11 protein-coding genes and 1 pseudogene are annotated in these 12,498 nt (G+C 71.1%); 3 read left to right on the top strand and 9 right to left on the bottom strand.

The window, feature by feature from the left end; translation table 11 throughout:
• Positions 1 to 528: 528 nt before the first annotated feature.
• Positions 529 to 1,170, top strand: a complete 642-nt coding sequence (locus AC07B0_RS38275) for a carbonic anhydrase (RefSeq protein WP_469382443.1) — start codon at positions 529 to 531, stop codon at positions 1,168 to 1,170.
• 18 nt (positions 1,171 to 1,188) lie between these two features.
• Here AC07B0_RS38275 and AC07B0_RS38270 read toward each other — a convergent pair.
• Positions 1,189 to 1,428: pseudogene (locus AC07B0_RS38270) on the bottom strand (Sua5 family C-terminal domain-containing protein); the annotation flags it as partial.
• Here AC07B0_RS38270 and AC07B0_RS38265 point away from each other — a divergent pair.
• Entirely contained in the window at positions 1,423 to 1,584 is a 162-nt protein-coding gene (locus AC07B0_RS38265; protein WP_478900306.1) for a hypothetical protein, read from the top strand. The pseudogene AC07B0_RS38270 and the gene AC07B0_RS38265 overlap by 6 nt on opposite strands.
• A 435-nt stretch (positions 1,585 to 2,019) precedes the next feature.
• Complete coding sequence (locus AC07B0_RS38260; protein ID WP_469382441.1) at positions 2,020 to 2,559, top strand: phosphate-starvation-inducible PsiE family protein; 540 nt, start codon at positions 2,020 to 2,022, stop codon at positions 2,557 to 2,559.
• Here the strand turns inward: AC07B0_RS38260 and AC07B0_RS38255 are convergent.
• From AC07B0_RS38255 to AC07B0_RS38220, 8 genes are all read right to left on the bottom strand, one after another.
• On the bottom strand, positions 2,533 to 4,704 hold the full coding sequence (locus tag AC07B0_RS38255) for an FUSC family protein (protein WP_469382447.1): 2,172 nt from the start codon (positions 4,702 to 4,704) through the stop codon (positions 2,533 to 2,535). The two genes, AC07B0_RS38260 and AC07B0_RS38255, sit on opposite strands and share 27 nt — an antisense overlap.
• A 12-nt stretch (positions 4,705 to 4,716) precedes the next feature.
• Positions 4,717 to 5,838, bottom strand: a complete 1,122-nt coding sequence (locus AC07B0_RS38250; RefSeq protein WP_469382440.1) for a hypothetical protein — start codon at positions 5,836 to 5,838, stop codon at positions 4,717 to 4,719.
• A gap of 132 nt (positions 5,839 to 5,970) precedes the next feature.
• Positions 5,971 to 7,722, bottom strand: coding sequence for an FAD-dependent oxidoreductase (locus tag AC07B0_RS38245; protein WP_478900305.1), 1,752 nt, complete (start codon positions 7,720 to 7,722; stop codon positions 5,971 to 5,973).
• Positions 7,722 to 7,985, bottom strand: a complete 264-nt coding sequence (locus AC07B0_RS38240) for a UBP-type zinc finger domain-containing protein (protein WP_356878957.1) — start codon at positions 7,983 to 7,985, stop codon at positions 7,722 to 7,724. The genes AC07B0_RS38245 and AC07B0_RS38240 overlap by 1 nt, the downstream gene beginning before the upstream one ends.
• 67 nt (positions 7,986 to 8,052) lie before the next feature.
• Positions 8,053 to 8,511, bottom strand: coding sequence for a thioredoxin (trxA, locus tag AC07B0_RS38235; RefSeq protein ID WP_469382438.1), 459 nt, complete (start codon positions 8,509 to 8,511; stop codon positions 8,053 to 8,055).
• On the bottom strand, positions 8,508 to 11,147 hold the full coding sequence (clpB, locus tag AC07B0_RS38230; protein ID WP_469382437.1) for an ATP-dependent chaperone ClpB: 2,640 nt from the start codon (positions 11,145 to 11,147) through the stop codon (positions 8,508 to 8,510). Before clpB ends, trxA begins: the two co-directional genes overlap by 4 nt.
• A complete protein-coding gene (locus AC07B0_RS38225; protein WP_469382436.1) occupies positions 11,138 to 11,545 on the bottom strand; it encodes a chaperone modulator CbpM in 408 nt (135 codons plus the stop codon). Before AC07B0_RS38225 ends, clpB begins: the two co-directional genes overlap by 10 nt.
• Complete coding sequence (locus AC07B0_RS38220; protein ID WP_030387493.1) at positions 11,545 to 12,492, bottom strand: DnaJ C-terminal domain-containing protein; 948 nt, start codon at positions 12,490 to 12,492, stop codon at positions 11,545 to 11,547. Before AC07B0_RS38220 ends, AC07B0_RS38225 begins: the two co-directional genes overlap by 1 nt.
• Between the last annotated feature and the right edge of the window lie 6 nt (positions 12,493 to 12,498).

Below are 12,498 nucleotides of genomic sequence, written 5' to 3'. Positions count from 1 at the left end.
AGTACACCGGCTCGATGCTCGGCCACGACCGGTACGCGGACGGGGAACTGATCCGCCAGTACTCCAGCGGCAGGCAGAACGGTACGGGCACGTACAACCTGGTGAAGGTCTGACCCTTGCCCGCCAGACGCGGTCCCCTCTAGCCCAGGCGCCCGACTTCCATCCAGCGTGAACCGAGGTCGGGCGACCTGGGTGGTCAGAGCCTGCAGTGTCGGGGCCAGCTGGTTGAGCAGGGTCAGCATGTCGGGCAGCGTCCTCGCAGAGACTCATTCGGAGTGATTCGTTCCCTCGAGGTCGAACAGCTAGGAGGCCTCTATAGCTGGAGCTTCTGACCACCCGCCCTGGAATGCGGCTCGCGCTTGACTCCGCTGCACGCCAAGAGCTCGGTCCCAAGGGTCGCTTCCTTGACGACATCAGCCGGATCTTGCCTATGTCCAGTCTCTGGGGGTGACGCTCAAGCCGGCAGCGACGCTCGCCCTGGCGGGACCAGGCGGTGCCGCGGCTGACGTCGCCTCGTAGGCTGCCGCCATGACCGAGATCGACACCCCGACGCCCCGCGACGCCTTCGAGCTGCTCATGGCCGGTAACCAGCGCTTCGTCTCAGGCGCCACCGAGCACCCGAACCAGGACGCCGCCCGCCGCACCGAGACCGCACCGTCCCAGCAACCGTTCGCCGTGCTGTTTGGATGCTCCGACTCCCGGCTGGCCGCCGAGATCATCTTCGATCGCGGCCTGGGCGACCTCTTCGTGGTGCGCACCGCCGGACATGTCGCCGGCACGGAAGTCCTCGGATCCATCGAGTTCGGCGTGAGCGTCCTGAAGGCGCCGCTGGTCGTCGTCCTCGGCCACGACTCGTGCGGCGCCGTCGCCGCGGCCTGCTCCGCCCTCAAGGACGGGCAGACGCCGGGCGGCTTCGTCCGGGACGTCGTCGAGCGAGTGACCCCGAGCGTGCTGGCAGCCCGCGCCGCCGGACGCGAAAGCGCCGAGGAGATACTGGCCGAGCACATCGAGCACACCGTGAACCTGCTGCTGGAACGCTCCCGCGCCCTGGCCGAGGCGGTGGCCGCCGGCCGGACCGCCGTGGTGGGCATGTCCTACCGGCTGGCCGACGGCAGCGCGCAGCTCGTCGCCGCTCGCGGTCTTGATGCGGCCGCCCCCACCGCATCCTGACCGCCCGGCCGGGGCTGCTCACGCCGGGGACCGGGGCCCCGCAGCCCGGCGAAGCCGGTTGGAGATCGCCAGTCCCAGCCCCTCCTGAACCGGCGGGGACGCGACGATGAGGTCGCATCCCCGCCGGTCGAGCTCAGGCAGGAACCCGTACAGCCCGTGCGCGTAGGCGGCCAGCGAAGCGGGGACCGCTACGACGCCATGGGCCTTCACCGCAATGCCGGCGATGGAGGGTGGAAGGAAAACGCCCAGTTGGTGACCCTGCCCCTGCGCGAGCTCAACGTGGAGGAGGCGGCCGCGTTCGCCGAGAAGCTGCCCGAGACGGCGGCCGAGCTGTACGCCACCTACGCCTCCAACGCTGACCTGGCGGCTGCAGCCCGGCTGCCGAAGTCGTCGATCGACGCCTGCCGGTCGTAACGCGAGGGGCCCCGAATCGGATCGGTTCGGGGCCCCTCGCGTTCCCGGGTGTTGCCGGGATGCGGTCGCCAAGGCGCGCCATCGGCCCTCGTCGCCGGATGGCGGCGGGGGCGTCGCTATCAGCGCTGGCTGGGGGTGTCGGGGATCTGCTGGCGAAGGTCGTTGCGCGGCTGCTTGATGATCAGCTGGTGGTACGAGGAGCCAGTCACCCTCGGGGTACTGAGTCTTGAGCCATGCCTCGAGAGCTCGGTCGCAGGTCCCTTTGTGGGCGGCGTAGAGGGGGGACTGCTGCCTGGGCCCGTCGGCAAGGTAGGACTTGACCATCCAGACGATGTTGCGACCGCCGTGGACCTGGGTGCGACAGGTGTCGCGGACGATGGTGGGGCAGTGGCTGGCCTCGGGTGGGCCGCTGCGGGGCACGTATTCGATCCTAGGATGCCGACTGTGAGACCCAGACTCTCGGAGACCGAGGGCGGGGGCTGGGTACAGGACCTCCTGCAGCTCCTCGAGGACGGCATCCACCTCATTGTCGCGGCGCTCCTCGTACTGCTCGCGGGGATCCTGACCGTCGGGGTCGTCCACGACGTCGTCAGGTCGATCCAGGGGCCGTACGAGGAGGAGGCGGTCGTTCTGTCCGCCCTGGACAACAGCCTTGTGCTGTTCATCGTGGCCGAGCTGCTCCACACCGTCCGCCTGACGATCAGGAACCAGACCCTTGACGCGGAGCCGTTCCTCGTCGTCGGCCTGGTTGCCGGCATCCGCGAGGTGCTCATCGTGACGGCCGAGGCGGAGAAGTCGTTCCGGTGGAACGTCGAGGGGGTCGAATTGCTCATCCTGGCAGGGCTGATCCTCGTGATGGCGACAGCGGCGTACGTGTGGCGTCGCTCGACGCGGCCGGGAGACTACTTCCCGCTCCAGGAGGCGCGGCGCTCCCCGTCGCCGGAGCCGTCACCCGCCCCGGTGGGCGGGTCCTGATCCGTCACCTTCCGCCGCCGTGGCCGCCCGTACCCGTTGGTCCTCGCGGGCGGAGCCGACGTCCCGTTCCAGGGGTGTACGGCTCACGGCCGTCGCGAGGTGCTCCAAGGCTTGCTTCTGTATTTCCGCCCCGCGCCGCACCACCGGGCTCCCGTCCCCGGCGGCGCCCTCCCAGGTGTGGAGCGCCTCCTCCACACGTGGCCAGTGCGGATTCCGGTGCTCGCGCACGTCGACCGCCGCCTGCGCGGTGTCCGCTTCCAGGGCTTTGGCGAACCGCTCAGCCTCGGGGATGAGACGGCTGTCGTCCTGCGGGACGTGGCTCTCCATGAGCATCGCCGCCCGGTCGAACCCCTTGAGCGCCTCCTGCGCCTCCTCCGCCTCGCGTGACGTCAGGCCCCTGGGGCGGACCGGTTCCTGCCTCGCCCGGTCGTACGTCTCCTGCCAGGCGGCACGTGCCTCCCTGCTCGCCAGCAGTGCTCTGCGCAGGTCGGCGTGGTGTTCCCGGGTCGGTTCGGCGTAGCTGCGGAGCACCGCGGCCGCGTAACGGCCGTCGGCGGCGAGCCAGTCCGCAAGCCGGCCGGGCAGCCGGGGTGTCTCCCATGCGGGGAACACCAGGTACGCCAGCATGGCCAGGGCCCCGCCGAGCAGGGTGAGCACCACCCGCTCCGGGACGGTCTGCTCCCATGCCTGGCCGCCCATGCCGAGCAGGAAGACGACATAGGCGGCAGTGAAACACTGGGAGTAGGCGTAGCCGGTGCGGTTCAGCGTGAACGACAGGCCCGCCGAGACCACCGCCAGCAGGCCGAACACCTGGGCGTCCGGGCCCAGGGCCCGCACCATCCCGGTGGCGAGCGCGACCCCCGCCAGGGTGCCGGCGAGACGGGCCACCGCCCGCGCGTACGTCTGGTGGAAGTCGGGCCGCATCACCATCACCGAGGTGATGGGCGCCCAGTAGCCGTGGTCCACCGGTAGCCGGGCGGCGATCAGGTAGCCGAGCGTGGCCACCGCCGCCAGGCGGACGGCGTGCCGGAACACGGGAGAGTCCCGGCGGAGCTCAGGGCGGACCGCCCGCACCACGACCGGGACCAGCCGGAGCATGGTCGGGCGCACCAGGAACTGGGCGTCCGCGGGGCCGGGCGGCGCGGGCGTCCTCCCGCGCGTGCCGCACCGGGCGATCTCCAGGGCCTCGCCGAGCAGTTCCACGAGCCGCTCGGCGGCCTGCCGCGCGGGGCCCTCCAGCACCTCGTGCTCCTCGTCGACACGCAGGGCGTCCGTGCTTCCGGGCGACACCTCGGCGGGAGTGCCTCGCCGGATCGCACGGGCGGCCGCATCCAGGACCTCGGCGGCCGCGTCGAGCAACTCCCGCGCGCGGTCCCGCCCGGGTCCCTCCGCCGGGGCACCGACGTCCGGGTCGGCGAGTGCGGCGACGACGGGCCGGATGCGCTCGGCGAGTCCCCGGGGGCCGTGCAGGACGGAGGGGCGGGAGCGGGCCTGTGACGGCGTCACGGCGGCCGCGTCCCGGGCGGTCATCAACGGTTCCGGGTCGAACGGGGCGGTCGGGTCGTGCCGCAGCCGGCGGGCGTAGTCCGCCACGGCGGCCAGGGCGTCGGCGAGCGCGTCGCGATGCGCCCCCCAGCGGCGGATCGGGAACAGCAGGATCAGCAGGGCCTGTGCGACTCCCCCGAGCGCGATGATCGCGGCGTGCTCCAGCGCCCGCCCGACGCTTGTGGGCAGGGTGACGGTCACCAGCATGCTGCCGACCGTCGTCGCTGCGACGATCCCGGCGGTCGATCCGACGGCCCACGCCATCCCTGCGGCAAAGGCCCATACGGCCAGCAGTGGGAGGAACGTCGCGAGTCGCCCCGCGGCCAGATAGCCCAGGAGGGTGCTGAGTGCCAGACCTACGCCCGCGCCGAGCGCGATCACTTTGCGGGGACGCCAGGTGCGCTGGAAAGTGGCTGCGCCCGCGGAGTAGGCGCCGAGGGCGGCGGACGCGGCGTACGCCGGTGAGGCCAGCCACAGCGCCGGCCCGATGACGATCGCCACCCCCACAGCAGTGCGCAGCGCGAGCAGGGGCTCGAGTCGCGTCTCCTCGATCGTGAGCCCGGATCGCACGACTTCCCGGAGGGCCCGCAGCCACGTCACTCGGGCCATCAGCTACTCACCGTGGGCACCTTGGAGCATGTGGCGACGTTCCTTCTCGCGCGTGGAGTAGGCGGCTGCGCGGATCGCCTCGTCGCTCTCCAAGCCTGATCCCAGCGCGCCGGCCACCGTGGCGACCGAAGCGACGAACCAGGACAACGTCAGGTACTCCGTGGCGTGCAGCGGGGTTCCTGTCATGGAAGCGAACACTCGGTCGTTGAGGATGAACAGCGCCCACACCAGGTTGATGACCATCAGACCCGCGTAGCAGACGAGCGCCCCGATACCGACGGTGAGGACCGTCGAGGTGTTGTAGAGCCGCGCCCTCTGCCTCGCCTCCGTCGAGCTCTCTGTCGACCGATGCCATAGTTCCCCGTCCACGATCAGCCAGCCGATCATGAGCCCGACGGACCCGACCATGGCGATCACGAGGCGTGGCGCGCTCAGGGCCCCGGAGAGGCTCCAGGTGGTGGAGTCCAGGGTGGCGATGGCCCCCGTGGCGAGTGCGGCCGCCAGGGCTTTCGACAGGCCCGACACCAAGCGCCAAGGGCGGTTGGCGCGGACCATACCGACGAGTACCCGCAGGTAGCCGCGCGGCCCGCTGACGACGTACCGGAGATCGGCGGTCTCCTCGTCACCGACCTGGCCCCGATGGACAGGCGCGAGACGGCCGGCGAAAGGGCCCAGAAGCGGCTGGCTCCGCGGAAGCCCCTCAGCCCCGGTGGCCTGCGGACCGGCCAGGCCGAGCACGGCTTCTTCCACGGCCCGCCGAGCCCTCGTCTGCAGCCGCAAACCCCCCAGGGAAGGAAGGGACAGCAATGCCAAGCGGTGTTCGTGACTCAGATCCACAACGATCTTGCGCCCGTGCGAGTTCAGCGGAAGGTCGGTGAGGGCCACCACGATGTCCCAGTTCTCCGCACGTCCGCGCTCCATGATCCGGCGCATCAAGGTGTGCGGGTCCTCGGTCCCTGAGGTGAAGGGCTCACTGACCACTTTGACGTCGAACCGACGCCCCTGGCCCGCTTTTTCGGCGAGCCGATCAGGAAGTATCCGGGCGATGCGCCGCGCGACGTCCGTGGGCGCGTCCGGATCGGCCAGGAGAGCTACGACCGTGACGCCCTGCGACGGCTCCCGCACGACCGGACCATCCTCCTCGGCTGTCCTCCGCGATGGCAAGTGTTCACAGGATGCCCCGGGGCCGGGGCGAAGCCGTGGTGACACGCTGTTCCTACGGGGTGGGGCCACCTGTGGGGTCCGTCAGGGGCAGGGTCAGCGCGAGGACACGGAAGTCGCCGCTTCCGGCCGGCGTCCCTCGGGGTCGGCGGTGACCAGGTTTCCCCTCCGTTCCCGGTGCTCGTGCACGAGGCGGATCGCCATGGCGCCTTCACCGGTCGCCGAGGCCACCCGTTTCACCGAGCCGCTCCTGACGTCGCCCGCGGCGAAGACCCCGGGCAGGGTGGTCTCCAGCAGCATCGGTTCGCGGCCCAGTGAGGACCACCGGTTCGTGTCGGCGACGGCCCGGGCGTCGGTGCCGGTGAGGACGAAGCCCCTCTCGTCCAGGGCCAGGACGCCCTGGAGCCATTCCGTGTGCGGCCGGGCCCCGATGAACACGAACAGCGCCGCGGCCGGCAGCTCACGGCGCTCGTTGCTTGCGTTGTCCTCCACCGTCAGCGACTCCAGCTGCTCCTCCCCGGCGACGGCCCGTACTTCGGTGTGGAGCAGCACCTCGATCTTGGGGTGCTGCTCCACCTGGTCCACCAGGTAGCGCGACATGTCCGCGCCCAGGTTGCTGCCCCGGACGAGGAGGTGGACCCCGGACGCGTGGTGGGCGAGGAACAGCGCCGCTTGCCCGGCGGAGTTCCCGCCGCCGACCACGGCGACCGGGTCCGCCCGGCAGAGGCTGGCTTCGTGGACCGTCGCCGCGTAGTAGACGCTGATGCCTTCCAGGCGGTCGATGCCGGGCACTTCGAGCCTGCGGTACCGCACGCCCGAGGCGAGCACCACGGCGCCGGCCCGGGCCCGGGACCCGTCCGCGAAGGTGACGACGTACTCGTCGTCCTGCGGGGTGAGCGCGCTGACCTCCGCGGGCACCATGAGGCGGGCGCCGAACTTGTGGGCCTGGAGCACCGCACGCTCGATGAGTTCGCCCCCGGAGATGCCGGACGGGAAGCCGAGGTAGTTCTCGATGCGGGACGAGGTCGCGGCCTGGCCTCCGGTGGCCACGGCGTCGACGGTGACCGTGGTGAGGCCGTCGGAGGCTCCGTACACGGCGGCGGCGAGTCCTGCGGGGCCCGCACCGACCACCATGACGTCGCAGGCTTCGTTCTCGGGCGAGGGGGCGGGCAGACCGATGAGCCGGGCGAGTTCGGCGTTGCTCGGATTGCGCAGGAGCCGCTCACCCTGCCAGAGGACCACCGGGGTCTCCTCGGGACGGATGGCGAACCGGCGCAGCAGCGCCTCGGCCTCCTTGTCCCTCTCCAGATCCACCCAGCGGTGGGGCAGCCGGTTGCGGGCGGCGAACTCGCGCAGCCGCAGCGTGTCCCGCGAGTAGCACGACCCCAGGATCCGGAAGCCGGCGCCGAGGCCGATGAGCAGGTACCTGCGGCCCAGGTAGGCGCGGAGGATCAGGTCGCCGAGGACGGGGTCGCTGCCGACCAGGGCGCGTTGCCGCTCCACCGGTACGGCCAGGATCTCGCCGGCCTCGCGCACCACGGCGGTGTTGAACGCTGCCTGGCCTTCCAGCAGCCCGAGTTCGCCCAGGAACCTGCCGGGGCCGTGGACCGCCACCGTCCGCTCGTCGGGGCCGCCCTGGTCGTGGAGGATTTCGACGGTCCCGCTGAGGATGACGAGGAACTCCCGGAACGGCTCGCCCTCGCGGTACAGCACCTCGCCCTCGGCGGTCCTACGGCGCTCACCGTGCGCGGTCAGGTCCTCCATCTGCTCCGGCGTGAGGCGGGGGAACGCACCGTACCGGTCAGGTGTCTCGCGGACCGCACCATTCTCGTGCTCGGCCGTGCTCATCAGACCAGGGCCTCGTGAACATAGCACCAGCGCCAGTCCTCTCCCGGCTCGAAGGACTGTACGACGGGGTGACCGACGCTCCCCGCGTGCCATCTGGCGTGCTTGAGGGGGGAGGAGTCGCAGCAGCCCACGTGCCCACAGGTGAGGCAGAGGCGCAGGTGCACCCACGGGGAATGCACCCTGAGGCACTCCTCGCAGCCCTCCGGGGTACGCGGCGTCACTGGGCGAACCATCGCCAGGTGCGGGTCGACAATCGTGGCCATGAGAGTTTCCCTTCCGCGTATGGGCCTGATCGGCCGCGGGCGACGGTCTTCCTCAGCACCGTCGTGTTCACCCTCCCGCAGTGGTCTGCCGGCCCGCCATCGCCTGCTCGACCCACGAGCGCAGGACGTGCGCGGGCGCCGCGCCGGCCTGCCGGGCGAGCGTCTCGCCCTGGTCCAGGACGAGCAGGGTCGGCACCGCCTGCACCTCGAACCGTCGACTGAGCCGTGGGTTCTGGTCGATGTCGACCTTGACGAGCTTGATCTGTCCGGCGAGGTCCCGGGCGACCTGTTGGAGGGCTGGGCTGACCATGCGGCAGGGGCCGCACCAGGTGGCCCAGAGGTCGACGACGACGGGCACCGTGGCGTTGTCGGCGACCTCGGCGAAGTCGTCGTCGCCCGCGTCGACGACCCAGGGCAGGGGCTGCTTGCAGTGGCCGCATCGGGGCCGTCCCTCGGCGGCCACGGGAATCCGGTTGCCGCGCCCGCAGTTCGGGCAGGTCACCGTCGTCGTCCGGGTGGTGTTCACGCCGCCCTCGCTTCCCGGTCGTCCTCCTGCTGGTCGTAGGTGACCACCAGCTCTCCGTGCTCCGCGTCGACGCGCACCGTAGCTCCGTCCTGGACGTCGCCGCGCAGCAGGGCGCGCCCGACCAGCGTCTCGACCTCGTGGGAGATGTATCGCCGCAGCGGCCGGGCCCCGTACACCGGGTCGTAGCCCTGGTGGGCGATCACCTCCCGTGCGGCGTCGGACAGTTCGACGGTGATGCGGCGCTCGGCGAGCCTCCGCCTCAGCTCGTCGAACTGCAGCTCCACGATCCGCTCGATCTGCCGCTCACCGAGCGGCTTGAACAGCACGATGTCGTCGACGCGGTTGAGGAACTCCGGGCGGAAGTGCCCGCGCAGCTCGCCCATCACCAGGGCGCGGGCGTCGGGCTTGATCTCGCCCTCGGCGGTGGAGCCGTCGAGGAGGTGCTCGGAGCCGATGTTGGACGTCATGATGATCACGGTGTTGCGGAAGTCGACGGTGCGGCCCTGGGAGTCGGTGATACGACCGTCATCGAGCATCTGCAGCAGCGTGTTGAACACATCGGTGTGCGCCTTCTCGATCTCGTCGAACAGGACGACCGAGTACGGCTTGCGGCGCACGGCCTCGGTGAGCTGGCCGCCCTCCTCGTAGCCGACGTATCCAGGCGGTGCGCCCATCAGCCGGCTGACGGTGTGCCGCTCCTGGTACTCGCTCATGTCGAGGCGGACCATGTTGTCCTCGGAGTCGAACAGGGTCCGGGCGAGGGTCTTGGCCAGCTCGGTCTTCCCGACGCCGGTGGGGCCGAGGAAGATGAACGAGCCGATGGGGCGGCGAGGGTCGCGGATGCCGGAGCGGGCGCGGATGATGGCGTCGGTGACGAGCTTGACGGCCTCGTCCTGGCCGATGACGCGCTCGCGCAGGATCTCGTCGAGGCGCAGCAGTTTCTCGCGTTCGCCCTCCTGGAGGCGGGCGACGGGGACGCCGGTCCAGGCGGCGACGATCTCGGCGATCTCCTCCTCGGTGACGACCTCGCGCAGCAGCCGGTTCTGCCCTTGTTTGGCGGCCAGTTGCTCCTCCTCCGCGGCGAGTCGGCGCTCCAGGTCCTGGACGCGGCCGTAGCGCAGTTCGGCGGCGCGGTTGAGGTCGTAGGCGCGTTCGGCCTCCTCTGCCTCGTGGCGGACCTGTTCCAGTTCCTGACGCAGTTCCTGCACGCGGCGGATCGCCTGCCGTTCGGCCTCCCACTGGGCGTGTTTGGCGTCGGCCTCCCCACGCAGGTCGCCCAGTTCCCTGCGCAGCTCTTCCAGGCGCGTTTTGCTGGCGGGGTCGGTCTCCTTGGACAGGGCCGCGTCCTCGATCTCCAGCCGGGTGACGCGGCGGGTGATCTCGTCGAGTTCGGCGGGCATGGAGTCGATCTCGGTACGCAGCCTGGCGCACGCCTCGTCGACGAGGTCGATGGCCTTGTCGGGCAGGAACCTGTCGGTGATGTATCTGTGGCTGAGGGTGGCCGCGGAGACCAGCGCGGTGTCCTGGATCTTGACGCCGTGGAAGACCTCCAGGCGTTCGCGCAGTCCACGCAGGATGGAGATGGTGTCCTCCACGCTGGGCTCCTCGACCAGGACCTGCTGGAAGCGGCGTTCGAGGGCGGCGTCCTTCTCGATGTGCTTGCGGTACTCGTCGAGGGTGGTGGCGCCGATCATGTGGAGTTCGCCGCGGGCCAGCATCGGCTTGAGCATGTTGCCGGCGTCCATGGCTCCTTCGGCGGCTCCCGCGCCGACGACGGTGTGGAGTTCGTCGACGAAGAGCAGGATGCGCCCTTCGGCGGCCTTCACCTCGGACAGTACGGCCTTCAGGCGTTCCTCGAACTCGCCGCGGTACTTGGCACCGGCGACCAGGGAACCCATGTCCAGGGCGAACACCGTCCGGTCGCGCAGGCCCTCGGGGACATCGCCGCGGACGATGCGCTGGGCCAGGCCCTCGATGATCGCGGTCTTGCCCACGCCGGGATCGCCGATGAGGACGGGGTTGTTCTTGGTCTTGCGGCTGAGGATCTGGGTGACGCGGCGGATCTCCGCGTCACGGCCGATGACCGGGTCCAGCCGCCCGGACCGGGCCTCGAGGACCAGGTCGCGGCCGTACTTCTCCAGAGCCTCGTAGGCCACTTCGGGGTTTGCGGAGGTGACGCGCTGGTTGCCGCGGACCTGGGTGAGCGCGCTCAGGAACGAGTCCCGGGTGATGCCGGCCTGTTTGAGCAGTCGCCCGGCGGCGGTCGAAGAGCTCTCCTCGGCGAGGGCGAGCAGGAGGTGTTCCACGGACACGTACTCGTCCTTGAGGCGTTTGGCCTCCCGCTCGGCGGCGTCGAGCAGGTGGGCGAGGCGCTGGGTGACGAAGACCTGGCCGGGTGCCGCGCCGGGGCCGGTGACCTTCGGGCGACGGGAGAGTTCCTCGCGCACGGCCTCGCGCAGTCCCTTCGGCTCCTTGCCCGCCTGCTCCAGCAACCGCGGGATCAGACCGTCCTCCTGATCGAGAAGTGCGAGCAGCAGGTGTTCCCCGTCGACCTCGGTGTGCCCCATGCGGCCGGCCGCGGTCTGGGCCTCCTGAAGGGCGTCCTGGGACTTCTGGGTGAGACGGTTCATGTCCATGGGGGTGTTTCACTCCTCGTGCCGCGGCCGCGCAGGGCGGCTTCGAGCAGGCTGATGCGGTCGAGCAGGTCGAGCACCAGGCCGATGGATGCGTAGTTGAGGCAGAGTCCGGTGCGCAGCCGCTGGATGCGGGCGAGGACCGCCGGTGCCGTGGGGTCGAACACCAGGTGTCCCGCGGCGTCGTGTTCGGCGTCGATCAGGCCGAGGGCGACGAACCGGCGGATCAGGTCGGGGTGGAGGCCCGAGCGACGGGCCACGGCGTCGAGGGAGAGCCTGGGGGCGGGCACGAGCGCGTACCGGACGGCCGTCGAGGCGGTGGGACCGGCTCCCGTTCGTAGCGGACGGTTGCCCACGCCGGCCCGGCCGGGGCCTGCCGCTCCCGCGGGTGGTTCGTTCATCACGTCCTCCTGGGGTCGTACGAGGAGGCGGCGGCGAGCTCCTCGAACAGTTCGCGCTCCCGGTCGCCGAGGGTGGGTGGCACCACGATGCGGAGTTCGGCGTACAGGTCGCCGTTCGCGCCGCGCGGGTTCGGCATGCCCTCGCCGCGCAGCCTCAGCCGCCGGCCGCTGGACGAGCCCGCGGGCACCGTGACCTTGGCCGTGCCGCCGCCGGGGGTGGGCACCGGCACGGTCGCACCCAGGGCCGCCTCCCAGGGGGCCACAGGGACCTGGACGTGCACGTCGCGGCCGTCCAGCCGGAACCTGGGATGGGGCTGGATCCGCACGCGCAGGTACAGGTCGCCCGCGGCGGCGTCACCACTGCCCCGGCCGCCCTCGCCCGCCAGCCGGATGCGCTGCCCGTCGGTGACGCCCGGCGGCACGTCGACCTCGTACCGCCGCGGCTGCCCGGTGGGACCGGCGAGCGTGACGGTGCGGCGGCCGCCTCGGTACGCCTCCTCGACGGTGAGCGGCAGTTCGGCCTCCTGGTCCGCTCCGGGGACGCTCCCCCGGGCGGCGCCGGCTCCGAACATGGAGCCGAACAGGTCCTCGATGTCGATGCCCTCCGCTGCGAAGTCGTCGCCGAAGCCGGCGTACCGGACCCGAGGACCGCCGCCGCCTGCGGTCGTGCGACCGCGGAAGCCGCCGCCCGCTCCGGCCGCGACCCGTTCGTCATAGTCCTCCGGGATCTTGCGGAAATCCTCGCCGAAGCGGTCGTAGCGGGCCCGGGTCTTGGGATCGGACAGGACGCTGTATGCCTCGTTGAGGTCCTTGAAACGCTCTTCCGCCCCGGGGTCCTTGTTGACGTCGGGGTGGTGCCTGCGGGCGAGTTTGCGGTATGCCTGCTGGATCTCGTCCTGGCTCGCGGACCGCGACACGCCGAGCACCTCGTAGTAGTCCCGCGCCATGACCGG

This window comes from Streptomyces sp. NPDC044704, from assembly GCF_056433525.1.
Note: the sequence above shows the minus strand (reverse complement) of the source record. Positions and strands in the feature narration are given on the sequence as shown.

Excerpts from the sequence above, each read along its gene's own strand:
- AC07B0_RS38275 (WP_469382443.1), top strand. The coding sequence starts at position 529 with ATGACCGAGATCGACACCCCGACGCCCCGCGACGCCTTCGAGCTGCTC.
- AC07B0_RS38260 (WP_469382441.1), top strand. The coding sequence starts at position 2,020 with ATGCCGACTGTGAGACCCAGACTCTCGGAGACCGAGGGCGGGGGCTGG.
- AC07B0_RS38245 (WP_478900305.1), bottom strand. The coding sequence starts at position 7,722 with ATGAGCACGGCCGAGCACGAGAATGGTGCGGTCCGCGAGACACCTGAC.
- AC07B0_RS38240 (WP_356878957.1), bottom strand. The coding sequence starts at position 7,985 with ATGGCCACGATTGTCGACCCGCACCTGGCGATGGTTCGCCCAGTGACG.
- clpB (WP_469382437.1), bottom strand. The coding sequence starts at position 11,147 with ATGGACATGAACCGTCTCACCCAGAAGTCCCAGGACGCCCTTCAGGAG.
- AC07B0_RS38225 (WP_469382436.1), bottom strand. The coding sequence starts at position 11,545 with ATGAACGAACCACCCGCGGGAGCGGCAGGCCCCGGCCGGGCCGGCGTG.
- AC07B0_RS38220 (WP_030387493.1), bottom strand. The coding sequence starts at position 12,492 with ATGGCGCGGGACTACTACGAGGTGCTCGGCGTGTCGCGGTCCGCGAGC.